The sequence below is a fragment of the Paraburkholderia sp. BL18I3N2 genome (assembly GCF_003001875.1).
Lineage (GTDB): Bacteria > Pseudomonadota > Gammaproteobacteria > Burkholderiales > Burkholderiaceae > Paraburkholderia > Paraburkholderia phytofirmans.
Genome location: NZ_PVNC01000003.1, coordinates 518,355 through 541,458 on the forward strand (window position 1 = coordinate 518,355; position 23,104 = coordinate 541,458).

Here is a 23,104-nt window from a genome sequence, read left to right on the forward strand (position 1 = left end):
ACAGCCGTCGGACCCCGAACAGCGGCGTTCGCATTTCAGTCTCAGCAAAGGTGAGCAAGTTCAGGAGCTGACAGTGCCATCACGGTGAGCTTCTCCGGGAACGCGCCACCAGGCGGCACCTTCAGGCACGCTGCTTGCACGTCACAAACCCGCCGCGCAAGCCGCGACGATTCCGCCTAAGCTGATGTGACGCCGCATTTTTCCATGCATCGGCGCGACACTCGGCCTCTACCCGCTTCGTCCACGGCCCGCGCGTCGCGAACCAACACACGCCCCATGAGCGAAACCAGCCCACGCCTTTTCATTGTCTCGCCCCATTTCGACGACGCCGTCTTCAGTTGCGGCGCATTGCTCGCCGCCCATCCCGACGCGGCGGTCTGCACCGTATTCGCCGCGCCGCCCGAGCACACGATGCATACCGAATGGGATAAAAAGTCGGGCTTTACGAACGCCCATCAGGCCATCCACGAACGCACGCTGGAAGACAACCGCGCACTCGAAGTGCTCGACGCAATTCCGCTGCGCATGCCGTTTCGCGACAGTCAGTACCTGGACTCGCCCTCGATCAGCAAAATGGCGGCGGCGCTCGAAGAAACCATCTACCGCACTACAGCCAACACCTTGCTGATGCCGCTCGGCCTATATCACGACGATCACGTGCGAGTGTTCGAAGCCTGCTGTGAAATCCTGCCGCGCCTGTCGCATCTGACCTGGTTCGGCTACGAGGAAGCAATTCACCGGCGCACGCCCGGCGTGGTGCAGGCGCGGCTCGCCGATCTCGCGCAGCGCGGCGTCGTCGCGACGCCGGCCAGTCCGAGCGCCGGCCACACCATCGACACGCAGCGCCGCGCGCAACTCAAACGCGAGGCGGTCTATGCTTATGAGAGCCAGTTGCGAGCGTTCGGCGCGGGCAATTACGACGACGTCTTCGCGACCGAGCGTTACTGGCAACTCAGCGTGGGCCGTCGCGTCAAAAAGTAGGAGACGCGGTGTGCCGGAAAGGCCTACGCTTGAAGAGAACGGCCGGCGTGAGTTCGACGCCGTCGCCGCACCGGCCTCTTCTCCACTCAAAGGTGCTGCCATGAGCTACGACATGCATACCAGTCCGATTCCCGACCCCAACGCCGATCCAAATCGCGACCCGGAAGCCGATCCGCTAGTGCCGCCGTCGCCTGGCCATCACACCGAGGAACCGCAGCGCCCCGATGGGCCGCCGGACAAAGACCCGGTGTGACCGCGTTGCGCGGCCAGCCACCAGAAGCGCGAATCAGTGCATCAGTTCGGTAAAGCCTTGCAACAGACGGTCGATGTCGGCGGCGTGAATGTTGCCCATCGTCGAGATGCGGAACAGTTCGGCCGATAAGCCGCCTTGCCCTGCATAGATGACGAAGCCGCGCGCCTTCAGCGCGTCGTGCAGTCGCGGATACGCAATGCCTTCCGGCAAGCGGTACGCGCGCAATACCACCGACGACTCTTCCGGCGGCAACACACTGCCGATACCGCGCTCGGCAAGGCCCGCCCGCGCCTGTTCGGCCAGCGCCGCGTAGCGTGCGTGACGCGCGCGCCAGCCGCCCTCGTCGGCGAGTTCGCGCAACGCTTCGACAAGTGCGTAATACGCATGCACCGACGGCGTGAACGGCGTGTTGCGCTGGTCCTGCAACTTCGCGAGACGGCCGAGATCCAGGTAATACGTGCGACTCGCCGCCTGCGCGAGCGCCGCGCGGCGCACCAGCACGAACGACGCGCCCGGCACGCCATGCAGACATTTGTTCGCCGTGGCGGCCACCGCGTCGAGACTGGCGTCGGCGAAATCGATCGTTTCCGCGCCGAAGCTGCTCACGCCGTCCACCAGCAGACGCAGTCCGCGCGCGCGGCACAATGCCCCGAGCGCCGCCAGATCGTTTAGACGGCCGGTGGTGGTTTCGTGATGAATCACGGCGACGTGCGTGAACGCTTTGTCCGCGTCGAGGCGTTCGGCGATCTTCGCGAGATCGGGCGCCTGCATCCAGTCGTGCTTCAGCGATTCATGCGCGATACCGTACTGCGCGGCGATCTGCGAAATACGCTCGCCGTACACGCCGTTTTCCACCACGAGCAGCTTGCCGTTCTGCGGCACCAGCGCGGCGGTCATGCTTTCGACAGCCGCCGTGCCGGAGCCGGTCATCAACACGGCCTGCCATTCGCCGGCGTCGAGACCGTACAGATCGACGAGGCGCGTGCGCGCCTCTTCCTGCAGATCGAAAAACTCGCTTTCGCGGTGGCACAGATCCGTCTGCAACAGGCTGTTGCGAACGCGCTCGGTGAGCGTCACCGGACCGGGATTGAGCAGCAGCATGAGCGTTCCTTGAGTTTAAGCAGCGCCGATGTGGCGCATCAGACGCGTCTTCACATCCGGCGGCGTGATGGTGGGACGCGGCAGCCCGTCGGGCGTGCCGCGGCGGATGGCCAGACGCACGAAGCGCGGGCCGTCGAGCGGCGCCGCTTCGAACAGGGCGTCGATCACGTTCACGTCGTCGCTTTCGACTGCCGACGCATAACCGCAAGCCGCGGCCACGCCCGCAAACGAAACCTGCGACGACACCGTCGCCTGACCGCCGGTCGAATCGTGCGCGCCGTTATCGAGCAGCACGTGCGTGAGATTCGACGGCCCGTACGCGCCGATGGTGGCGAACGCGCCCATACGCATCAGCGCGGCGCCGTCGCCGTCGAGCGCGACCACATGCAGGTCGGGACGCGACAATGCGAGACCCAGCGCGAACGGCGTCACGCAACCCATCGAGCCGACCATGTACAACTGGTTCGCACGGTCGTCGATCGCGTAGAGTTCGCGCCCGCAAAAGCCGGTCGACGCGAGCACCACCGTCGATTCGGGCGGCGTGTGCGCGATCACCTTGTTCAGCGCGTCGTGACGCGACGCCAGTTCGCTCGCCGCCACATTCGTGAATTGCGATTGCGGCGCGACGGGCGCGCGGCGTTCGTTCGCGCCGCTGTCCTTCAATTCATACGGCGCCACGCTGCCCTTCTGCATCACGAGCGCGTACGGGCGGCCAGTTTCATCCATATGTGCGATGGCGCGATCGAGCGCCAGGCCAATGGCGTCGGCTTCGGTCGGGAAGGTTTCCCACGGAATCTCCATGGTGTCGAGCATCGCGGGCGTGATCGGGCCCATCAGCGCGTGCTGCGGTTCGTCGGCGACGCCGGGTTGGCCGCGCCACGTGACGATCAGCAATTGCGGCAAACGGAAGGTCCACGTGAGCGAAGTCAACGGGCTGACGGCGTTGCCGAGCCCGGAGTTCTGCATCATGGTGATGCCGCGCCGACCGTTTTGCGCGCCGAGCGTGACGCCCGCGATCAACGCGACGGCGTCGCCTTCATTGGCCGCCGACACGTAATGCAGCGATTCGTCCTGCAACACGTAGTTGATGAACGGCGTCAGATACGAGCACGGCACGCCCGCATACCAGTCGAAGCCGCGCTCGCGCGCCGCCTCGACGAACTGTGCTGCCTCGATCATTGCGCGGCTCCGCTGGCAGCGTTCGTCGCGCCGTTGGCCGCCCCTTTATCCGCCGCACCGGCAGCGGCCGCGAACGGCGCCTGCGCATGCGCGAAGTCGCCCGCGCGACGGAAGTCTTCCAGATCGTTCACGCCGCGCCAGTGGCCGTGCACGTATTGCACTTCGATCGATTCGCCCGCTTCGATCAGCGCATTCAGCAACGCGGGCATGTCGAGCGACGCGAAATCCGCGCGCGCCTGCAACTGCTTCATCACGCCCTGCAAACGCCCACGGCCTTCGCCGCGCACGTTCAGCAAACCGACCCAGCGGCCATGCGGTGTTTGCGACGCGATCGCCGAGGATGCATCCTGCCCGCTCGACACATGACGCAGCACGACCTTATTGCCGAACAAACCACGGTCGTCGGCGGCCGAACACCATGCGAAGTCACGCACGCTGGCGTTTTCCGCGTCGGTCAACGACGAATCGACCACCACGCTGAACGCCGCTTCGCTCTCCACGAGATCGCGCAGAATGTAGCTGCGGAACAGCAGGTCGCCATACGACACCACCGTGTCGCCGGCCAGCTTATCGATCGCACAGGCGAGCGACGCGAGTTCGCCGGTTTGCGCATGCTGTTCATTGACGACGAGCTTGATGCCGGCCGTGTCGATCGCATCGGCGCGATAGCCGCCGACCACGGTAATGTCGTTCACGCCCTGCTTCTTGAACGCATCGACGAGCCAACGCAGCAGCGGCTTGCCGGCGATCGGCAGCATCACCTTCGGACGGTCTTCGGTGACGGCTTCAAGGCCCTTGCCGCGGCTTGCCGCGAGCACGACCGCGGAACCGGCCGCACGGCCGCTCGACAGATAACGGTCTTCCGCTTCCGAGTATTCGTCGGCGTCTTGCAGGCGGAAAATTTCGTTGACAGCGGCAATGCTGTCTTCCACATTGACGAGCGTTTCGCTCGTGTGGATTTCCTTGGCGACGGCTTGCATCGCCGAGGTCGCCGCGCGAATCAGATGGTTCGCCCAGATCACCGTGCTGATGCCGGCTTCGCGGAACACTTCGGTCGGCGTGCTGTAGTACTTGGTCGGCACGATCACGAGCGGGCCGCGGCCAGCCCATTCGCGCGCGAATTCGAGAATTTCGTCCGGACGCGACAGCTTGCTGTGAATCAGGATCGCATCCGCGCCGGCCCGGCGATAAGCCTCCGCGCGACGCAGCGCCTCGTCCATGCCCCAGCCGGCGATCAACGCTTCAACCCGCGCGACGATCGAAAAGTTCTCGTCGGACTGCGAGTCTTTACCGGCCTTGATCTTGCCGCAGAACTCATCCATATCGGCGAGCGGCTGCGCTTCGCCGTTGATGAAGCTGTTGGTCTTGGGGAATTGCTTGTCTTCGATACACACGCCGGCAATGCCGCGCTGCTCCAGTTTGCGCACGAGGCGGCGCACGTTGTTGAAGTTGCCGTAGCCGGTATCGCCGTCGAGCAGGATCGGCAGATCGCTGGCGTCGGCCATGAATTCGAGCGTGTCGACCACTTGCGTCCAGCTTGCTTCGTTGTTGTCGCGCACGCCGTATTGCGCGGAGATCGCGAGGCCCGAACCCCAGATGGCCTTGAAGCCGGCTTCGCGGACGATGCGGGCGGACAGGCCGTTATGGGCCTCCATCATGAATTCGAGTTCGTTGCTGACGAGCATCTGGCGCAGGCGCGCGCTACGGGAAGCGGAGACGAAAGCGGGTTCGCGGGCGTTCATTTTATGTACTCCTTGTGCCGGGCTTATTGATGCTCTTGTATTGCCCGACTGGCGTCTGGAAAATGGCGACTATAGCGGAATTTTTATTTATTTGTCTTTTTCGTGACAGCGGCTTCCTCCATTTGCGGATAAGTGGAAAAATGTGTCGTTTTTTGCAATCCGATAATGCCATAAACCGCTTGGATTTTATTGGCGTTTTGTGGAATCCTGACGCAACCGCATGGCCACGCTTCGATGGGCGGCGCCTCCGTTCGTTTTTGTCATCAGGCGATTGTGGCGATGTTGAGGTTTTAATATCCGTTTTTATTTACAGAAAACCTTAGCGCTTAATATCGATTCGCCAATCACTGCCATTTTTATACTGGCAATAAAGGGAAAGCCCAATTTAATCAACATGAAATAAATAAGCCAGTGCGAACGCAACATAAAAACGCCCTCACGACGAAAAAAAGCCTATTTGGTCAGACGAATAAAAATATCCGATAGCGGGTTTCCCCTGCCCTGCGCAGCCTCTGCCGCCGCGCCGTAAACACAGTCAGCGACAAGCCACTCGCCGCAAGCGAATCCAATCCCTGACCGACCACTGTGCGAAAGCAGAAACCGCTATGACTCTGAACAAAAAACTGGCCTCGATGATCGCCGTCCTCTGGATCGGCCTGATCCTGATCGGCGGCTTCGGCGCATGGCAAAACCGTGCCTCGATGATCTCGGATCGCCGCGATCAGTTGAAATCGCTGATCGACCAGGCCAACCACATCGTCGAGCGTTACTACACGCTCGCCCAGCAGCACACGATCACCGAAGAGGAAGCCAGAAAGCAGGCGCTCGATTCCCTCAAGGCGATGCGTTACGGCACCGATGGCTACATCTCCGTCAACAATTCGCAGCCCGTCATGCTGATGCATCCGTTCAAGCCGGCGATGATCGGCAAGGACCTGACGCAATTCACCGATCCGGCGGGCAACCATCTGTTCGTCGATATCGTCAACGCGGGCAATCGCGACGGCGGCGGCTTCGTCGACTATCTGTGGGCCAAGCCGGGCAGCGACAAACCCGTGGCCAAAACCAGCTATTCGCGTCACTTCACGCCATGGGACTGGTATATCGTCACCGGCATGTACATGGACGATGTGCAAAGCGCGTTCTACGCTAATCTGCTGCGCTGGCTCGTCATTACCGTCGCGCTCGGCGCCATCGCCACCGCCGTCATGCTGCTGGTGCTGCGCAGTATTCGCCGCACGCTCGGCGGCGATCTCGAAGTGGCCGTCGAACACGCGCAGTTGATGGCGCGCGGCGATCTGGCCACGCGCGTGCCGGTCCAGGCGGACGACGCCGGCAGCCTGCTGCATGCGCTTCAGACGATGCAGGCCGGTCTCGTCGAGACGGTGTCGCGCGTGCGTCTCGGCACGGAGAACATCAACATCGGCGCGACCGAAATCGCCGCCGGCAACACGGATCTCTCGCAACGCACGGAAGAACAGGCCGCCGCGCTCGTCGAAACGGCGTCGAGTATGGACCAGATGACGGTCAACGTGAAGCAGAACGCGGACAGCGCGCTGCAGGCCGCGCATCTCGCCGGCCAGGCCGCGGACGTCGCCACGCGCGGCAGCCGGGTGGTCGACGACGTGGTTCGCACGATGGGCGAGATCACCAACAGTTCGCGGCAGATCGGCGACATCATCGGCGTGATCGATGGCATTGCTTTCCAGACCAACATCCTGGCGCTCAACGCCGCCGTCGAAGCGGCCCGCGCGGGCGAACAGGGACGCGGCTTCGCGGTGGTCGCCGCCGAAGTGCGCAGCCTCGCGCAACGCTCGGCAACCGCGGCGAAGGAAATCAAGGCGCTGATCGAAACCTCGACGAACACGGTGGAAGCCGGCGCGTCGCTGGTCGCCAACGCCGGTTCGACGATGGGCGAGATCGTGCAGTCGGTGCGTCGCGTGAACGAGATTCTCGAAGAGATCAGCAATGCTTCGCGCGAACAGAGCGCGGGGATCGAGCAGGTCAATCGCGCGGTCGGCGAAATGGATCAGGTCACGCAGCAGAATGCGGCACTGGTTGAACAGGCTGCGGCCGCGGCGCATTCGCTGAAGGATCAGGTGGGTGTGCTGCGCGAAGCGATTTCGAGCTTCGCACTGCCGGCCTGAGCGTTTTTTGCGCCGCCTGACACCAACAGCGGAAAACAGCAGAAGCAGCCCACAAAAAAAGAAGGCGCTCAACAGGCAGGGAGCGCCTCTTTAACACGCCGCGTCGGAGTCGACGCATTAATCGAACGAAACAGCCGCGCGGATTTTTGAAGTCCGCGCGGTTTTTTTACGCCCGCGCGCTCCGTCTACCTCGGACCACCGCTTCCACGACATCTGGCGTCGGCTTGCTCAGCAAACGCTTACCAAGCGCCTAACCGCAACCAGCTTAAGCCGAATTTGGCATCGCCGAATTTTGCTTAAGGCATTTTCATGCTAACGGCACGCTTACGATAATGGCCGCTTTTTAACGCACGCCGCGCGGATGCGCTCCACGCCGGAGCCGTTCGCGAGCGCCGTTCCAGAGGCTCGCCGTCATGCTGCTCCATCTCCTCTACCTGCTCGCGATCGTCGCGGAAGCCATGTCCGGTGCGCTCATGGGCATGCGTCGCGGCATGGATCGCTTCGGCTTGTGCCTCGTCGGCACCGTCACCGCGCTCGGCGGCGGCACGGTGCGCGACGTCCTGCTCGGTCACTACCCTCTTGCGTGGATCTCGCATCCAGATTACGTTCTCATTACAATCGGGGCGGCGTCGGTTGCCGCGGCGTGCGCGAAGTGGCTGCGCAACTGGCAAAGGCTCTTCGTCACGGTCGACGCGATCGGCCTGATCGCCTTTACGGTGATCGGCTGCGACGTGGCCGCGACGATGGGCGTGAGCCCCGCCATTGTCGTGCTGGCCGGCGCGATCACCGGCGTGTGCGGCGGCATGTTGCGCGACGTGCTGTGCAATCAGATGCCGCTGGTGTTGCGTCAGGAGTTATACGCCAGCATCGCGCTCGGCGCCGGCGCCGCGTATGTAGCCTTGCAGGCGTGCGGCGTGGCGCCTGGACCGGCTTCGGTCGGCGTGCTCGCAGGCGGTTTCGCGGTGCGCATGCTGGCCGTGCGTTTCCGCTGGCATCTCAAAGTGTTCACCGCCGCCGATTCGGGCGGCGCAAGTTAATCGAGCTGTTCGTTATGCGCATCCAATGATCCAGAAGAAGAAATCGCAGTCGCACGATCCCTACGCGCCCGTCGCGAAGCACCCGTTGCTGGCCGCGCGCCTGCCGATGTGGCGTTCGAAATTCATCGTTCTGCTGGTGTTCGGCGCGTTCGCCTCGCTCGCGGGACGCGCGTTCTGGGTACAGGTGGTGAACCAGGACTTCTACGTCGATCAAGGGCAAAAGCGCTATCAGCGCACCATCGAGCTCGACGCGACGCGCGGGCGGATCGTCGATCGCAACGGCTCGATGCTCGCTGTCAGTCTCGCAACCTACGAGATCTGGGCTTCGCCCAAGCTGATCGACGAAGCCGCTGTCGCGCCGCTCTCCAGGCTGCTCGACCTGCCGCTCGCGGAACTGCGCCGGCGTCTGAACGGTAACAAGACCTTCGTCCTGCTCAAGCGTCAGGTGGATGCAGAGACCGCCGGGCATCTGTCGAAACTGGGCCTCGCGGGTATCACGCAGATCGCGGATTCGAAGCGCTTTTATCCTGAAGGCGAGTCGGCGGCGCACGTTGTGGGCTTTACCGATATCGAAGACAACGGCCAGGAGGGCGTCGAACTCGCCGCCAATGAGCAACTGCTGGGCGTGCCCGGCCAGCGCGAAGTGATCCGCGACCGGCTGGGCCGCGTGGTGTCCGAGACGCGGCCGCTCGTGCCCGCGCAAAACGGCGAAACCATCCACCTGACGATCGACCGGCGGATTCAGCAGCTCGCTTATGCGCAGCTCAAGGAAGCGATCGCCAGACATCACGCCGAAGCCGGCAGCGTGGTGGTGCTCGACGCGCGCAACGGCGAGATTCTCGCGCTCGCCAACTACCCGAGCTTCGATCCGAACGACCGCGCCCGCCTGACCGGCCGCCAGTTGCGCAATCGCGCGGTGGTCGATACCTTCGAGCCGGGCTCGACGATCAAGCCGGTAGTCGTCGCGCTCTCGATCGACGAGGGCAAGGTGCGGCCGCAGAGCGTGATCGATACCGCGCCCGGCTGGTACAAGATCGGGCCAGCAGTCATTCACGACACCTCCAATCATGGCGTGATGACCGTCGCCGAAGCCGTGCAGAAGTCGAGCAACATCGCGCTCGCCAAGCTCGCGCTGAATCTGCCGGCTGAGAAGATCTGGACCAAGTATCAGGAATACGGACTCGGTTTGCGCCCGGAACTGACGTTTCCGGGCGTGGCATCCGGCAAGGTGCGTCCGTACAAACGCTGGCGCCCGATCGAACAGGCGACCATGGCGTATGGCTACGGGCTGTCCACGTCGCTATTGCAGATGGCGCAGGTCTACACGGCCTATGCCGGCGACGGTACGATGCATCGCGTGAGTCTGTTGCGCAACGGAGCGGACGCGGCCGCGCCATCCGGCGACAAGGGCCACGCGGTCACGACGCCGGCCACCGCGCGCGCCATCCGCTCGATGCTGGAAATGGCGACCGGCGTGGGCGGCACGGGCCGCGCGGCGACGGTGGAAGGCTACCGGATCGGCGGCAAGACCGGCACGGCGCGCAAACAGGTCGGCGCGACATACGCGAAAAACCGCTACCGCGCGCTGTTCGTCGGCATGGCGCCGATGAGCGATCCGCGCCTGATCGTTGCGGTGATGATCGACGATCCGGCGGGCAAGGCGTTTTATGGCGGGACGGTGGCCGGCCCGGTTTTCAGCGGCGTGACGGGCGGAGCGCTGCAGTTGCTGGGTGTGCCGCCGGATGCGCCGGGCACTTGAACGCGACCTTCAAGCGGCATATGGGGAGCCAGGCGAGGCCCGCAGTTTCTTGCGCATGCCGTGCGGAAGATTGCCGCGTTGAGTTGCCAGTTGCGTCCAATTGCGTCCAAATTTCGTCCATCAGGCCGGTCATCCAGTCGCGCCGGTCAAGCGAACTCGGCGCGAGCTTCAGCGCCTCAGATCAACGTGCCGTTTCCGCATCGCCCGCTTTAACCAGCGCTTCGATGCGATTGCGGCCGTTGCGTTTGGCCTGATACATCGCGCGATCGGCTTCTTCCATCAGCGCGCCGCCCAGTCTGGCCGCCTCGGTCGGCGTACCGCTGATCGTGCGCGCCGCCACGCCGATCGACACCGTCAGGACGATGCGTTCGCCATGATCGTCCTGCAAAGCCAGCCGTTCGACCGCCAGCCGCACACGCTCGGCGACGGTAAGCGCGTCGGCCCGGTCGCCTTGCAGCAGCGCCGCGAATTCTTCGCCGCCATAACGCGCCACGGTATCGCCGAGACGCACCTGGTGCCGCACGCAAGCGGCCACCGCCGCCAACGCGCGGTCGCCGGTTTGATGGCCGTAGGTGTCGTTGATCCGCTTGAAGCTGTCGATATCGATGAACAGACACGCCACCGGCACGCCGTACCGACAGGCGCGCATGATCTCCTCACGCATCCGCTCGTCGAAATAGCGACGATTGGCGAGGCCCGTCAACGAATCGGTCATGCCCAGTTGCTTGAGCCGCTCGCGATGCGCGACGTTGTCGAGGCTCGCCGTCACGATGCTCGCGAAGCGCTCCAGAATGTCGGTGGCCATGCCCTCGGCGAAACGCGCCGGGTCGTCGCTGCCGAGACAGAGATAACCGCTCACGGCATCGCCCGCGGCAAGCGGCAGCACGATTGCGCTCGCGGGTGTTGCGCCGGCGCCGAAGAACGCACGCCGCGCCGAATCGCCCATGCCGTGCAGATTGCCGAGCCAAGGCCGCCCCTCTTCGCATAAGCCTTGCGCGGCAAGGCCGCCTTCTCGCGAGACCAGCAGCTTCCACTGATCGAGTGCGCGCAACGCGGCCGGCTCGAGCAGTTCGCGCAGCATCGGCGCGCGGTCGTCGAGCCAGAGCGTCACGCCCGTCAGCGCAAATTCGCGTGGTAATTCGGTGAACAGCGTCTCGAGAAACGATGCGAAGTCCTGAGCACCGATCAAACGCAACTCGACGTTCTGGAAGCGCCGCAGCGTGCGCTCGTTGTGCTGCACGGTAGCGACGAGCGAACGAAGGCGCTCGGAAAGCGGCGTTTGGGCGAGGTTCGTCACGTTATCAGGGGCGTGCCCGAAGGCGAAGCGGGGTTGGCGACCCCAATCGCTGTAATAACGGCGGATTTTGCGAGGGCTTGAGGGTCTGATCGCGGCAACTACGTTTTTACGCGATCCGCTTTTTGCGTTCTTAAGTCTGGCTTAATTCTTTGCTGCAACCATGAGGCACAACATCCCCTGTTGAAGCCGCCAGAACATCGGCGGCGCTTTTCCCCCCGGGTGTCGACAACGCGCCAGAAGATGGGCTGCAGGCCCGCGAAGAAGGAGTCAAACCATGGTTGAAGACACGGTATTCGAGCATCTGCGCGCCATGCCCGGCAACGAGTGGGTCAGCCAGATTCATTCATGCAAGGTATCGGACCCGCTCCAGCATCCTTGGGGCCGCTCGTACCGGCTCGTCGAATGGACCATGAAGCACACGCCCGAATCGAGCCGCCGGGTGGTGCCCGCAGAGAGCACGCCGTTAGAGATCGCGCAGGCTGTCGTGTCGCACGTGCCGGGCCGCCGGTTTTGCCAGGACGGCAACGAATAACACAGCGGGGCGCCGATCGCGCGCCGCGCATTCGACACCCTAGCCGCTCGCGGCGACCGACGCGCAGTAGTCCAACGCATCCTCCAGCCGGTCGTTGCCCCAGAACATTTCATCGCCGACAAAAAACGTCGGCGCGCCAAAAATGCCGCGAGCCGCGGCCGCCGCGGTCTGTTCACGCAAGCGCAGTTTGTTCGCGTCGCTTTGCGCTTCGGCGATGATCTCCCCCGCCGGCAAACCCAACTCATCGAGCGCTCCGCTCACCACTTCCATCGAACCGATATCGCGGTCATGCGCGAAGTTCAGCTGCATGATCTCGCGGCAGTAGGCGGCGATCCATTCCCGTTGCGCGCCGAGCAGCGCCACGCGCATCGCAAGAAGCGCGGCACGCGGGAACGTGGTGGGACGCTTCAGGGCAATGCCGTATTTGCGGCATTGCCGTTCCATGTCCTTCCACACGTACGCGCCCTTCTCCTTCTGAAGCACGAACGGCGAATTGTCGAAACCGAGGTCGCGAAACACCGGCCCCAGCAGGAACGGACGCCAGTGAATCTGCACGCCTCGCGCCGCGGCCTCCGCTTCGATGCGCATGACGCTGAGGTAGCTGTAGTTGCTGCCGAAGTCGAACCAGAAATCGATTTCCCGTGCATGCGTGGGCACGCACGTTGCTGTCCCGTTCATCTTTGCCCTCCAGTCATAGGTAGCCGGACCTCGTTTATGTCTTGCAAAGCTTAACAGTCGGACAGCGCACCTATCCCTATGATGGCCCTTCACACCGCTACGTCAGATGCTCATAACATGAACTATCCGTACGACATTCTCACCGCCGCGTGTCTTTTCATCATCGTGGTTTCCACGTCAATCATGCTCGCGCTGTCCTGAGCGATACACACCTCTTCCACCGCGCCGATGAACTGGGAACGCGCTCTACGCGTTCCCGTAAAAAGACGGGATATACTGTACATATATACAGTACTTTTTGTCTGAGCAATGCGCCTTCCACCTTTCGAACCTCCCACGCTCGCCGAGCTGCGCGCCTGGTGGCGCACGCGCGACGAGCAGGCCGTGCAGCGGCTCATCCTCGAAATCCAGCGGCAGCGGCTCACGCTGCTGGAACTGCGCAACCTGATCGACGGCGGCGTCCAGCAGGCGCGCGCCGCGGACCGCGCGCTGGTCGAGCGCGGCGAACCGTTGATGACACTGCGCATCAGAATCGCCCAGGAAGTGCTGCGGGTCGGCGAGATCGACGATACGCGGCAAATGAGCCGCGCCGAGCAGGAAAGGCTTGCGGTTCGCACCGAAGGCCAGATGGAATACGCGCGCGAAGGCCGCCTCAGGCGACAACGCCGCAATATCTAGCGCGGACGCACCCTCGCTGCCGTTGCGATTAAGCGAGGCCGCGCCATTCGATCAACGCGTTTGCGTGGCCACGCGCAGGCCGAGCGAAATGAACAGCACGCCGATGATCTTGTTCTGCCAGCGCGTCAGCCACGTCAGACGCTTGACGAATTTGCCCAGCGGACGAATCGTCAACACGATCAGCGTCGTATAGAGCGCGCTCATGCCGACAAAAATCAGCCCGAGCGTGGTGAACTGCAGAAACGTGGAACCGTGTTCGGGACGGACGAACTGCGGCAGAAACGCGAGAAAAAACAGCGCGGTCTTGGGATTCAATACTTCGGCGGGAATGGCCTGAAAGAACGCTTTCGAGGCGGACACCGGCGCGACGGCCGGCATATGCGCGCTGGCCTGTTTCTCGCGCAACGCTCGAACGCCCAGATAAACCAGGTAGGCGGCGCCGACGAACTTGACCGCGTTGAAGGCCAGCGCCGAAGTCATCAGCAGCGCCGAGAGGCCGACCGATGCGCCCAGCGTATGAATGAAATCGCCAACCGCAATGCCCAGGCCGGTGAGAATGCCGGCCTTGCGGCCGCCATGCACGGTGCGCGTCAACACCAGCAGCACGGCCGGACCCGGAATCAGAAAGAGCCCGAGAACAACCGCAACGAAAGTCCCTAACGTGGATAGGTCAAGCATGTTTGTTGTCTCCTCGATGACGCGCTGGTTTCAGCAAACAGGCACGCGCGTTCAGCGGAAGATTGTAGACGAATGGGTGATTTCTGATCGGCGCGCGCCGTGCCTTCCGCCCACGCATTGCCACGACTTACACGATGAACGTGCGACGAGCGGGCCGGCACAATGGACGCCGCTAACCCAGGCGCAGAGGCCGCGCAGGGTCGTCCCGGCGAGACTCCGTCGGCGGCCGCCGATCCGTTACCATGGCGGGCACGACGCCGCGTGCGGCCTGCATTTTTTATCAACCGAACTCCTTGCCTTGCCCACTTACACCCTGCCCGCGGCGTTGAGCGCGGAACTCGAGATACGCAAGAGCCGATTTATAGCGTACGCGATACCGGTTGCCGACCGCGACGCCGCGATGGCCGAATTGCGGCGCCTGCGCGACGAGCATCCTGCCGCCACGCACGTCTGCTGGGCGCTGCTGGCCGGCGGCCAGTCAGGCATGTCCGACGACGGCGAGCCCTCCGGCACCGCCGGCCGGCCGATTCTCGAAGTGCTGCGGCATCACGACCTGGACGGCGTGCTGGCCGCCGTCGTGCGCTACTACGGCGGCGTGAAGCTCGGCGCCGGCGGCCTCGTGCGCGCGTACACCGATGCGATCGCTTCGGCGCTGCTGGATGCGCCGCGTGTCGAGCGTATCGCGCAGATTTCGCTGACCGTCGAGGTCAGTTACGCCGACGAGGCGAAAGTGCGCCGATGGATCGATGCCGAAGGCTATGCGCTCGTGGACAGCGCCTACGCGATGCTGGTGAAGATGACGATCCGCTTGCCCATCAACGCAGTGGACGATGCGCAGCGAGCGTTGGTGGATATGACTCAGGGAAAAGCCGGCTTCTTCTGACGGCGTGGCGTGCCTCGCCCTTGGGAGGAGCCGAGTGCTACCCGATTAAGAGATGCCAGGGTCCGGGCCGCTGTTACCATGTCGGTTATTCCCCCGGAATGACTCAATCTAATAGGGTAACTCCTCTGACCTCGACCGCCGCTTTTTCCAGCACAGCGCCTGAGTCGCCGCATCGGAGCGCGTCTGTGCCGCAGTCGCTCAATGCCACGCGTTCACCGTTGAGCTCGACCGTCCTCAAGGGATGCGGCACGATCGCGCTGCCGTTGATGCTCTCCGCCTGCTCATGGTCGTGGTTCGGCCTGAATAGCTCGGCACGCGCGGTAGCGCATCCGACCGGCTGGCTTAGCGTCGCCCCTGCAAGTGACTTCGCCTACATGCCCGCTCGCAGCGGACAAGTTTCGCCGAACCGCATCGAAAACACGGCGATGACGGGCATCGTGCTCAAGAACGACATCAATGAAACCGTGCGCAACGGCATTGTGAAGAGCCTGCGGGTCGCCGGTTTTCATCTCGACGAGGGCAAGCGGGTCCTCAGCGGCAGCATCGAGAATTTCACGGTGGACGACGCGCGCTCGCCGGCGTTCTGGACATTGAAAATGCGTTATGTGGTGACCGACGCCGCGACCCAGAAGGTTGTGTTCTCAACCACCAAGACGGTCAAGCAAAAATCGCCGAAGTTCACCAGTAGCACCATCGCCATTGAAGATACGGTCAAGCTGAGCGTCGACGCGTTGATCGGCGATCCGGGATTTGTCAAAGCGGTGAATTAAGCGCACCTTCGACATCGGCATCACCAGCTTCGCTACAATCGCATGAGGGTGTCGCGCGCGCCGTCTTGCCGGGCGACTCGTCGCAATTGCGTTCTTTCTACTTGCGAGCCGTCATGTCCATTACCGCCTGGCTGTTCTTTCTGCCCGCCTGCTTCGCGATCAATCTCGCGCCCGGGCCCAATAACCTGCTGTCGATCAATGTGGCGGCGCGTCATGGTTTCATGACTGCGTTCGTCGGCGGCACGGGGCGTCTGGTTGCATTCGCGATGATGCTCGTGCTTGCCGCAACCGGTCTCGCCGTCGTGTTGCACGCATCGGAGTGGTTCTTTCTCGCGATCAAACTGGCTGGCGCCGGTTATCTGATCTGGTTGGCCATTCAGTTGTGGCGCAGCGATGCGCCCACGATCGACACGACGCAGCAGGAAGATGCCTCGCTCGCGCGGGTCGCACGGAGAGAGTTCCTCGTGGCTGCCGGTAACCCGAAAGCCATTCTGGTGTTCACCGCGTTTCTGCCGCAGTTTGTCGATATCGCGAAGCCGATGTTGCCGCAGTTTGCGGTGCTGGGGGCGAGTTTTCTGGTGTTGGAGTGGTTCGCTATCGCGTTGTATTCGTGGGCGGGGATGTATCTCGGGAAGTGGCTGGTGCGCGCGAGAGTCAGGCGGTGGTTCAATCGGTGCTGTGGGGGTTTTCTGGCGGCGATTGGGGTGGGGTTTTTGATGGTGAGGCGGGGGTGACGAACTCCGAAATTCAGACGCTTGGCCGCGGCTGGACAATTCGCGCCGGCACGCCCACTACGGTCACGTCCGGCGGCACATCGAACGTGACCACAGCATTCGCACCGATCTTCACGTTCCGCCCAATCGTCACCGGGCCCAGTATGCACGCGCCCGCGCCGATCAAAACGTTGTCTCCGATCACGGGCGCACCGGGCTGGCCACGGCCTCCAATTACAACGTTGGGCGAAATCACAATATCGCTACCTAGCACCGCTTGCCGGTGCACAACGATACCAAGCCCCTGATAACCGAAAACCACGTTGCGCCCAACTGTCACCGACGGCGGCAGCGATACGGAAAACACTACCCGGTTAAAAACCTTCAGCGCCCACGGTAGAAAAGGCACGCGCAATCGATGAAGCAAATGCGCGATGCGATAGATGTGCAGCATGAAGAACTTCCTTCCAATATAGCCGGCGCGCTCGGCCGTCCCCGCTACCGCGGAACCAACAAGGCCTTACCCAACATAACTGCGAACTTGCTGTTCGTGACAAGATAGCGGCGCCACATGCGACGCGGTTCTTGCAGAACACGAAAGAGCCACTCCAAACCTGCCGTTTGCATCCAGCGAGGCGCACGACTGACTTTCCCCGCTACCACATCGAAGGTCCCGCCCACGCCCATCACAAAATCGACGCCGAGCGATTCCCGCCATCGGTTAATGAAATTTTCTTTGGTCGGTGATGTGATGGCCACGAACAACAGCCGTGCGCCGGATTCGCGGATCTGGTCAACCACACCTTGGTGGTCGTCGCCGAAATAACCGTGGTGGTAACCGGCAATCCTAAGACCGGGATACCAGTCTGCGCATAGCATGGCCACGCGTGCCACAACCTCCTCGGTCGCGCCTAGCAGATACACGGGAAACTCCTGCCTTGCGGCTTCCGCCAGCAGTCTGTTGAATAGATCGACGCCTGCGACGCGTTCTGGCACAGCATGTCCAAGCACCCGGGCAGCCCACACGATGCCCATTCCATCAATACTAATCATGTCGCAGCAACGGACCGATTTTGCAAGTTCAGTGTCTGTCTGCATATGCACGAGTTTTGCGACATTGACCGCCACGTGCTGAGTGAACTTCCTTGCAGCAATGCGAGTTGAAATCTCGGCGACCGTTTCATCCATTGTCGCCGCGTCCATTGGACATCCGAATACTTCAATGCGCTTCATACAAACCATTCTCTATGTTCGTTTGCACCCGCCCGCGAATCGCACGCAGCAGATGCTGCGTTCATTTCTTCGATACGAAGACTGGTCCGAAGAAAAACGTAATCTCACCGACGTCGGATGGAGAACTTTTCCACGCCGATTTGTACAGCCCCATTTTCAGGTAGGCATCCTGAACACCAGGATAGGCATTGGGTATGCCCTGCAATGCAAACACTGAACGCCCGTCCTTCCACAGTTGAGTCGAAGCATGGTGACCGGAATCGTCGGCGATATAGCGCAGCGACCAGTTCACCCACTTGCCCTGGTCCGCGTCGGCGCAGCACAGCCATTTCCCTGCGGAAACGGTCGAAGTATTCGCCCCGCCGCGCTCGGAAATGGCATACCGATTGCCCTGCAGACTCAAAGCGATTGTTGGACCGCCCGTCCGCTCGCCCTGGTGCACCTGAGTAATGATGACCGCCTGTTTGTTATCGAAGGCGGCCCCGGCGGGTATGAACGTACTCCATCGCAGCAGATAATCCGGTCCCTGCGCAAAGCTCACTGCCGCGGGAAAAATCATCTCTGCCCGGGGAACACCGTTCGCGATCTTTGAAAAGTCTTCGGCTCGGTTCATATGAACACGCACGGCTTTTCGTCCGGCTACGACTGGATCATCGACCACGGTAATATCGCCGGCATTCGCCTGAATGGCAATGCCGGCATCAATGCCGCCGTTCCATTCCGTCGAGAACAGACTGTCGTACGTGCTCGCCAGCGCAGTCATTTTCGGCTCGGTCCAGGTAACGCTCACATCTTGCGCGACGGCAATACTACATACGATTCCCAAAAGACAAGTCAGTGTCCAGCGATACATCGGCATACAGCTCATATAACTGAATCTCCTTTAGATTTGCTCACTTTTCGATAACAGTGAACATACTGTCCGACGACTGCGTCGACGGAATAGCGACTCAGAGCTCTCGCGACGCCTTGCCGCCCCATCGTACGTGCGAGTTCGGGACTTTCCACGAGGTTGCGGATCCTCTCCGCAAGTTCGGCAACGTCCTCGCATGGGACAAGATAGCCAGTCACGCCCTCTTCCACCAGATCAAGGAATCCACCAATGCGCGTGCCGACCACGGGTCGACCGATAAACATTGCCTCGAGCGTCGAAATCCCGAATGCTTCGAAATGGCTCGGCATACAAAATAGTGCGGCGTCGCGATAGAACGCGAGCTTGGCGTCGCCCTGCAGCCACCCGACAAAGCTGACCTGGTCGCCAACGCCGTGTTCGATCGCTGCGCGCGCCCATCTATCCGTGTCGCCGGCTCCGGCCAGTCTCAGTTGAATCGTCAGGCCTTGCCGGTTCAGCAGCGCCGTCGCACGAAGCAATTCGTCGAGCCCCTTGCCTTCTGTAAATCTGCCGGCAAACGCGACGTATGGCGCCATGTCTGCGGCCTTCGCGTCGGAAGCCTCGCGCAAAGCCGCGCCTGCCGCCACCTCGGCGCTATACGCCGTGTTCCCGATCACATACAGATTGCGCGTAATGCCATGACTGCCTCGAAGTTCCGCCGCAATTGCCGACGAGACAGCTACTACGGCATCCGCTCCTCGAACGAAGCCATCCACCGCTTTGCGAGTAATCGATCCGCTGCCGACGTAAAACTTCAGGAAGTTGCCGGCGTGAAGATGAAAAATCGTTTTCTTACGGACAAGCCGAGCGAGAAGATACAGCGTAAATTTTCGATAAAACGACCCGCGAACCGACACATGGAAATGAATCAGGTCGATACCCGTAAGCAGCGCGAACAGAAAGCGTGGAATGTCGAGTAGCAGAAAGCACAACAGCGATCTCGCGCTCTGAAAACCATGCGTTTCGAAGATCGCTACCGCTATGCCTGCACGCTGGAACCTCGCTCGTTGCGCATCAAGTTCCACGAGAACGGATGCAATGCCGCCTCGCTGACCTTGTCCCGGCCCCACGTGCAGCACACGTAACGGCAGTGCGTCATAAGTCGCCTGCGTCGCTCTGTTTTCGCGCTTACTCATCATGTGGTCCTTCTATAAGATAGCGACGATTGTGCGCAGCACGCTTGATGAGTACGGCGATCATGGCCAGATATGGACTAACAATTGCGGACACCAGGATGTGCCCAGCCGTGCAAGCCGTTGCCATCAAGACGATAAAGAACCACTTGCCAAAGCGCGACTCAGCCCCGCCTTCACCGCAGACAAACGCCTTCCCTAAGTCCCCCAAGTAAAAGACACAAACGGGTAATCCCATTGCCAACACAAGATCCGGCACGTCAATTTCGACCAGATACCGCACCACCGGATAGCCACCGGTGAGCAGTGGGACATAGCCATCCTTCGCCACCTCGTCCCACACGTTCAAAAACTTGACATCGCGCCCGGACAAGACCATCGTGAGTATCCCGCCACTGTTCACGTGGTCATGCTGGTACATGAAATATTGAAAGCTGAGATCGGCGGCGCTTTGCACCCCCGGCAGTGAGAGATACGCAGCCGCCGCGAGGACAGCCAGCAGCCCAAGAAAGGTCAACGCACGCACGGTTGCTTGAGGGACGTTATGCCGGCAAAAGAAGTACGAACAGATCATTGCAATGGTTCCGCCCATTGCGGCTTTCGTGCCGACTAGACAGGAAGCCAGCACGATCGTTCCTACCAGCACGCCACTCCATGCCGACCAGCCGAACTTCAACACTCGCAGCAATCCGTAAGCCAGGCCCACGATCATGAGGGCAGACGCTTCGTTCTGCGCGTACACGATACCTTTGTAGCCGGACCGGATCTGCGTGTCGGCCCAGTAGCTGCGAAACAGGTCGATCGAAAATACCGCGCCCGTCACGATCGCCACCGCGTATGCCAACAGCGTGAGCCGCATAAATGGTTCGAGTTTCTCAAGTTGCCTGGCGCCCATTCCCGATAGGGCCGCAAGGCAAACAAAGAATGAGAACACCTTCAGGACGAAAACCGCCTGCTGCGCAAACTCTACGCTCGACATATCGGCGAACGCATATGTCGCGGCCGATGCCGTGATTGCCACCATCGCCAGAAGCGCCGTGCGCCAACTCGACAACCGGATCCGCCCACTCACCAATAGAAGCAGCAGCAGTCCGGCTACCATGGTTCCGCGCACGACCAGCGAGAAACGTGCGTCCCCACCCTCAGAGTCGAATCCATGCGCAGCCCTGACCGACAGGAAATCCGCGAGAGGTGACAGCGCGAGACCGCCGGCGAATAAAGCCCATGTGATTGAGGTTGAACTCTGAAGCGCCCACCGCGCTGTCGAAGCGCTCAGCCGCCGCGCAATAACGACGTTACTCATGACGTGCTCTCACCACATCGCTGCCAGATGAAAGCCGCTGCAATGCAACTACACCCCAGCGAACCGCTGTACGCACGAGACGGAGAGGCCAAAGTGCCACGACGTGCAGGGACGCGCGTGGCTTTATGCGTGCCTTGCGTTCTTGCTCGATACTGCTTGGTAGCCGCTCGAAGTCTTCCCACACTGCATAGGGACGCAATTCGGCGACGCGGGCGCCGCCCTCATCGCGATGCCACGGCCAGTCATCGAGCAATGCGCCGATTGCGCCTTCGCTGTATGCGAGAGCCTGGCGAGCGGCCTGCGCGGATATCCAGTAGCCCACGGACCCAGACGTCCATTGTTTGAACGGAACGCCGACCCGCAATCCGCCAACTCTCGCGCGCCACCTGAGCGGTTCATTGAGGTAGGTCCAAAATGACGCAGCGCGGCGCAACTTGGACCGCCCCAGCAGCACAATGCCAGCGACAGCCGCCAACTGAGACTCATCGGCATGCAACACACGTTCAAAAAAAGCCGGTTCGAGAATCGCGTCGTCCTCGAGGATCACTGCGGCGCATCCGTTGTCCACAATCTTTCGCCACACTGACCGATGACTCATGAAGCACGCTACCTCAGCGCTAGTCATCGAACGTCCGTAGCGGCGGCGAGCCGCGGTGTCGTCGTAGACTGCATTCAGTTCGCTATGCGTGAGCAAACGCCCATCGACTGCATCCTCGATACGAAATGCGACGCCGCGGCCGGACAACAATGCCGCGATCGCACCCCGGCGCCCCGAGCGAGGCAGAGATATGACGTGAACGGGTACCAGACTTTCCATCATCGATTCAGCAATTGTGTAAAGTGGTGGCGCAAAGCCGGCTTGCTCAGGATCATCGACACGTACGCGACCAGCAACATCGCCTCTGCGACAAGCAGCGATACCGCCGCGCCTTGAGCGCCGAAGCGCGGCGTCAGAACGATCGCCAGCCCGACGTTCAGCACACCTGCTGCCAGCATCGACAGCGACCGGATACGAGCGTTGCCGAACGGCACCAGTACTTGCAATCCCAGGAAATAAGCCAGATTGCCGAAGACAGTCGCAAGGCAAAGCATATTTAGGAGCGACGCGGCACCTGTATAGCCGCCGCCCAATATCAAGGTAGTAAGCGGTGCCGAAACGCGGCCGACAACGACCAGTCCGGCAAGCGTGACCAATACTGTGGCGAGCGCGCCGACCACCGTCAGCCGGGCGGCGGACCTGGGCTGCGCACTGAACAACGAAGTGATACGCGGGTAGCAAACCGTATTGATTTGAGCGGGCACCATGTTGGCGACGGTCTTGAGCTTGTCGGCGGCCGTATAGATACCCACCTGATATGGTGTCGTCATTGAAGCGAGGATGACCGCATTCGTCACGCCGAAAAGACTCACGGACGCCGACGAAACGAACATGTCGGCACTTTCCTTGATGCGCTGCATGACCGAGCGCGCCGAAACGGAAGGCCGTCGCAACACGCCCAGGCGCCGGGCGGCGACTAGCGAGAAGACGCCGGTGAAAACCGCCGCCCCTCCCTGGATTCCGGCTGCGAAAGCGACATCGTCACTGTGACGCACGAAGATGAATGTCAGCGGTAAAGCCGCGAAACGGCCAGCCAGTGCTACTGTCGCGAAGACCGGGAAGCGCTCCAACCCCTGCAATAGCCAGTTCAATGTAAAGACATTGCCGATGACCATCGGCCAGGCTGCGAGTACCACAGGAAATACCGAAGCCAGCTTGCGATCGTAGTGCGCAACGACAAGCAGCACGGAAAACGCGATCACACACAGACTCGCCTTCGCGGCCATCGTCGACCATACAAGTTCGTTCAGCGCCTCCGGATGCCCCCGGCGCTCGACCACCGCTTTGGGACCACTGAGGAAAAATCCCCATTCCGTCACGAGCATGCCGTATGTAGCAATCGCCGTCGCATAGCCAAGCATGCCGAAATTTTCGGCCCCAAGCACACGCGTCAGATACGGGAAGGACACAAGCGGTACGAGATAGTTGCCGATCTGCCAGACCATCATCGCGACGAAGTTCGTGCGGATACGGCGCGCGTTTGGCACCTGCATGTTGCCCCCAGCACCCCGATCACT

The 23,104-nt window shown here is 61.8% G+C and carries 23 protein-coding genes; 10 read left to right on the plus strand and 13 right to left on the minus strand.

The window, feature by feature from the left end; translation table 11 throughout:
- The first annotated feature begins 276 nt into the window (after positions 1-276).
- Positions 277-981, plus strand: coding sequence for a PIG-L deacetylase family protein (locus tag B0G75_RS12050; protein WP_106305021.1), 705 nt, complete (start codon positions 277-279; stop codon positions 979-981).
- A gap of 100 nt (positions 982-1,081) precedes the next feature.
- Positions 1,082-1,234 (plus strand): hypothetical protein, encoded by a 153-nt coding sequence (locus B0G75_RS40600; protein ID WP_165614491.1) that lies wholly within the window; start codon positions 1,082-1,084, stop codon positions 1,232-1,234.
- Between the two features lie 33 nt (positions 1,235-1,267).
- Here B0G75_RS40600 and B0G75_RS12060 read toward each other — a convergent pair whose 3' ends face one another.
- Genes B0G75_RS12060 through aepX form a run of 3 tightly spaced genes read right to left on the minus strand, consistent with a single transcriptional unit; the run spans position 1,268 to position 5,256 of the window.
- Positions 1,268-2,335: a 2-aminoethylphosphonate aminotransferase gene (locus tag B0G75_RS12060; RefSeq protein ID WP_106305027.1), complete on the minus strand. Its 1,068-nt coding sequence runs from the start codon at positions 2,333-2,335 to the stop codon at positions 1,268-1,270.
- Positions 2,336-2,350: 15 nt separating this feature from the next.
- Positions 2,351-3,514 carry a phosphonopyruvate decarboxylase gene (gene aepY / locus B0G75_RS12065; RefSeq protein WP_106305030.1) on the minus strand — a complete coding sequence of 388 codons (1,164 nt, stop codon included), beginning with the start codon at positions 3,512-3,514 and terminating at the stop codon, positions 2,351-2,353.
- Positions 3,511-5,256, minus strand: coding sequence for a phosphoenolpyruvate mutase (aepX, locus tag B0G75_RS12070; RefSeq protein ID WP_106305033.1), 1,746 nt, complete (start codon positions 5,254-5,256; stop codon positions 3,511-3,513). The genes aepY and aepX overlap by 4 nt, the downstream gene beginning before the upstream one ends.
- A 605-nt stretch (positions 5,257-5,861) precedes the next feature.
- Between aepX and B0G75_RS12075 the strand changes: the two genes are divergently transcribed.
- The 3 genes from B0G75_RS12075 (at position 5,862) to B0G75_RS12085 (ending at position 10,199) form a co-directional block, all read left to right on the plus strand.
- A complete protein-coding gene (locus tag B0G75_RS12075; protein WP_106305036.1) occupies positions 5,862-7,403 on the plus strand; it encodes a methyl-accepting chemotaxis protein in 1,542 nt (513 codons plus the stop codon).
- Positions 7,404-7,816: 413 nt separating this feature from the next.
- A complete protein-coding gene (locus tag B0G75_RS12080) occupies positions 7,817-8,440 on the plus strand; it encodes a trimeric intracellular cation channel family protein (protein ID WP_106305039.1) in 624 nt (207 codons plus the stop codon).
- 25 nt (positions 8,441-8,465) lie between these two features.
- Entirely contained in the window at positions 8,466-10,199 is a 1,734-nt protein-coding gene (locus tag B0G75_RS12085; RefSeq protein WP_106305042.1) for a penicillin-binding protein 2, read from the plus strand.
- 181 nt (positions 10,200-10,380) lie between these two features.
- Here B0G75_RS12085 and B0G75_RS12090 read toward each other — a convergent pair whose 3' ends face one another.
- A complete protein-coding gene (locus B0G75_RS12090; protein ID WP_106305045.1) occupies positions 10,381-11,496 on the minus strand; it encodes a diguanylate cyclase in 1,116 nt (371 codons plus the stop codon).
- 274 nt (positions 11,497-11,770) lie between these two features.
- Here B0G75_RS12090 and B0G75_RS12095 point away from each other — a divergent pair, with 274 nt between their 5' ends.
- Positions 11,771-12,028 (plus strand): DUF2866 domain-containing protein, encoded by a 258-nt coding sequence (locus B0G75_RS12095; RefSeq protein WP_012427844.1) that lies wholly within the window; start codon positions 11,771-11,773, stop codon positions 12,026-12,028.
- 39 nt (positions 12,029-12,067) lie between these two features.
- Here the strand turns inward: B0G75_RS12095 and B0G75_RS12100 are convergent, their stop codons facing one another.
- Positions 12,068-12,706 (minus strand): 2-hydroxychromene-2-carboxylate isomerase, encoded by a 639-nt coding sequence (locus B0G75_RS12100; RefSeq protein WP_106305048.1) that lies wholly within the window; start codon positions 12,704-12,706, stop codon positions 12,068-12,070.
- Between the two features lie 309 nt (positions 12,707-13,015).
- Between B0G75_RS12100 and B0G75_RS12105 the strand changes: the two genes are divergently transcribed.
- Positions 13,016-13,384 carry a hypothetical protein gene (locus tag B0G75_RS12105; RefSeq protein ID WP_106305051.1) on the plus strand — a complete coding sequence of 123 codons (369 nt, stop codon included), beginning with the start codon at positions 13,016-13,018 and terminating at the stop codon, positions 13,382-13,384.
- A 51-nt stretch (positions 13,385-13,435) separates the two neighbouring features.
- On the opposite strand, the gene B0G75_RS12110 is transcribed toward B0G75_RS12105, so the two are convergent.
- Complete coding sequence (locus tag B0G75_RS12110) at positions 13,436-14,062, minus strand: LysE family translocator (protein ID WP_106305054.1); 627 nt, start codon at positions 14,060-14,062, stop codon at positions 13,436-13,438.
- A 298-nt stretch (positions 14,063-14,360) separates the two neighbouring features.
- On the opposite strand from B0G75_RS12110, the gene B0G75_RS12115 reads away from it, so the two are divergent.
- The 3 genes from B0G75_RS12115 (at position 14,361) to B0G75_RS12125 (ending at position 16,449) form a co-directional block, all read left to right on the plus strand.
- A complete protein-coding gene (locus B0G75_RS12115) occupies positions 14,361-14,945 on the plus strand; it encodes a YigZ family protein (RefSeq protein ID WP_106305057.1) in 585 nt (194 codons plus the stop codon).
- Between the two features lie 266 nt (positions 14,946-15,211).
- Positions 15,212-15,715, plus strand: coding sequence for a hypothetical protein (locus B0G75_RS12120; protein WP_106305664.1), 504 nt, complete (start codon positions 15,212-15,214; stop codon positions 15,713-15,715).
- Between the two features lie 113 nt (positions 15,716-15,828).
- Positions 15,829-16,449 (plus strand): LysE family translocator, encoded by a 621-nt coding sequence (locus tag B0G75_RS12125; RefSeq protein WP_012427851.1) that lies wholly within the window; start codon positions 15,829-15,831, stop codon positions 16,447-16,449.
- A 13-nt stretch (positions 16,450-16,462) separates the two neighbouring features.
- On the opposite strand, the gene B0G75_RS12130 is transcribed toward B0G75_RS12125, so the two are convergent.
- From B0G75_RS12130 to B0G75_RS12160, 7 genes are all read right to left on the minus strand, one after another.
- The gene (locus tag B0G75_RS12130; RefSeq protein ID WP_106305059.1) at positions 16,463-16,882 is read right to left on the minus strand and encodes a serine O-acetyltransferase; all 420 of its coding nucleotides are present in this window, start codon (positions 16,880-16,882) and stop codon (positions 16,463-16,465) included.
- A gap of 44 nt (positions 16,883-16,926) precedes the next feature.
- The gene (locus tag B0G75_RS12135) at positions 16,927-17,661 is read right to left on the minus strand and encodes a WecB/TagA/CpsF family glycosyltransferase (RefSeq protein ID WP_181309232.1); all 735 of its coding nucleotides are present in this window, start codon (positions 17,659-17,661) and stop codon (positions 16,927-16,929) included.
- A gap of 61 nt (positions 17,662-17,722) precedes the next feature.
- Complete coding sequence (locus B0G75_RS12140; RefSeq protein WP_258194399.1) at positions 17,723-18,424, minus strand: polysaccharide lyase; 702 nt, start codon at positions 18,422-18,424, stop codon at positions 17,723-17,725.
- 101 nt (positions 18,425-18,525) lie between these two features.
- Positions 18,526-19,692, minus strand: coding sequence for a glycosyltransferase family 4 protein (locus B0G75_RS12145; protein WP_258194400.1), 1,167 nt, complete (start codon positions 19,690-19,692; stop codon positions 18,526-18,528).
- Positions 19,682-20,989 carry an O-antigen ligase family protein gene (locus B0G75_RS12150; RefSeq protein ID WP_106305068.1) on the minus strand — a complete coding sequence of 436 codons (1,308 nt, stop codon included), beginning with the start codon at positions 20,987-20,989 and terminating at the stop codon, positions 19,682-19,684. The genes B0G75_RS12145 and B0G75_RS12150 overlap by 11 nt, the downstream gene beginning before the upstream one ends.
- Entirely contained in the window at positions 20,982-21,809 is an 828-nt protein-coding gene (locus B0G75_RS12155) for a glycosyltransferase family 25 protein (protein ID WP_106305071.1), read from the minus strand. Before B0G75_RS12155 ends, B0G75_RS12150 begins: the two co-directional genes overlap by 8 nt.
- Positions 21,806-23,080 (minus strand): flippase, encoded by a 1,275-nt coding sequence (locus tag B0G75_RS12160; RefSeq protein ID WP_258194401.1) that lies wholly within the window; start codon positions 23,078-23,080, stop codon positions 21,806-21,808. Before B0G75_RS12160 ends, B0G75_RS12155 begins: the two co-directional genes overlap by 4 nt.
- Between the last annotated feature and the right edge of the window lie 24 nt (positions 23,081-23,104).

Bases quoted from the DNA above. Each gene is read 5' to 3' on its own strand.
- B0G75_RS12050 (WP_106305021.1), top strand. From the start codon at position 277: ATGAGCGAAACCAGCCCACGCCTTTTCATTGTCTCGCCCCATTTCGAC.
- B0G75_RS40600 (WP_165614491.1), top strand. From the start codon at position 1,082: ATGAGCTACGACATGCATACCAGTCCGATTCCCGACCCCAACGCCGAT.
- B0G75_RS12060 (WP_106305027.1), bottom strand. From the start codon at position 2,335: ATGCTGCTGCTCAATCCCGGTCCGGTGACGCTCACCGAGCGCGTTCGC.
- aepY (WP_106305030.1), bottom strand. From the start codon at position 3,514: ATGATCGAGGCAGCACAGTTCGTCGAGGCGGCGCGCGAGCGCGGCTTC.
- aepX (WP_106305033.1), bottom strand. From the start codon at position 5,256: ATGAACGCCCGCGAACCCGCTTTCGTCTCCGCTTCCCGTAGCGCGCGC.
- B0G75_RS12075 (WP_106305036.1), top strand. From the start codon at position 5,862: ATGACTCTGAACAAAAAACTGGCCTCGATGATCGCCGTCCTCTGGATC.
- B0G75_RS12080 (WP_106305039.1), top strand. From the start codon at position 7,817: ATGCTGCTCCATCTCCTCTACCTGCTCGCGATCGTCGCGGAAGCCATG.
- B0G75_RS12085 (WP_106305042.1), top strand. From the start codon at position 8,466: ATGATCCAGAAGAAGAAATCGCAGTCGCACGATCCCTACGCGCCCGTC.
- B0G75_RS12095 (WP_012427844.1), top strand. From the start codon at position 11,771: ATGGTTGAAGACACGGTATTCGAGCATCTGCGCGCCATGCCCGGCAAC.
- B0G75_RS12100 (WP_106305048.1), bottom strand. From the start codon at position 12,706: ATGAACGGGACAGCAACGTGCGTGCCCACGCATGCACGGGAAATCGAT.
- B0G75_RS12105 (WP_106305051.1), top strand. From the start codon at position 13,016: ATGCGCCTTCCACCTTTCGAACCTCCCACGCTCGCCGAGCTGCGCGCC.
- B0G75_RS12110 (WP_106305054.1), bottom strand. From the start codon at position 14,062: ATGCTTGACCTATCCACGTTAGGGACTTTCGTTGCGGTTGTTCTCGGG.
- B0G75_RS12120 (WP_106305664.1), top strand. From the start codon at position 15,212: ATGCTCTCCGCCTGCTCATGGTCGTGGTTCGGCCTGAATAGCTCGGCA.
- B0G75_RS12125 (WP_012427851.1), top strand. From the start codon at position 15,829: ATGTCCATTACCGCCTGGCTGTTCTTTCTGCCCGCCTGCTTCGCGATC.
- B0G75_RS12130 (WP_106305059.1), bottom strand. From the start codon at position 16,882: ATGCTGCACATCTATCGCATCGCGCATTTGCTTCATCGATTGCGCGTG.
- B0G75_RS12135 (WP_181309232.1), bottom strand. From the start codon at position 17,661: ATGAAGCGCATTGAAGTATTCGGATGTCCAATGGACGCGGCGACAATG.
- B0G75_RS12140 (WP_258194399.1), bottom strand. From the start codon at position 18,424: ATGACTGCGCTGGCGAGCACGTACGACAGTCTGTTCTCGACGGAATGG.
- B0G75_RS12145 (WP_258194400.1), bottom strand. From the start codon at position 19,692: ATGATGAGTAAGCGCGAAAACAGAGCGACGCAGGCGACTTATGACGCA.
- B0G75_RS12150 (WP_106305068.1), bottom strand. From the start codon at position 20,989: ATGAGTAACGTCGTTATTGCGCGGCGGCTGAGCGCTTCGACAGCGCGG.
- B0G75_RS12155 (WP_106305071.1), bottom strand. From the start codon at position 21,809: ATGATGGAAAGTCTGGTACCCGTTCACGTCATATCTCTGCCTCGCTCG.
- B0G75_RS12160 (WP_258194401.1), bottom strand. From the start codon at position 23,080: ATGCAGGTGCCAAACGCGCGCCGTATCCGCACGAACTTCGTCGCGATG.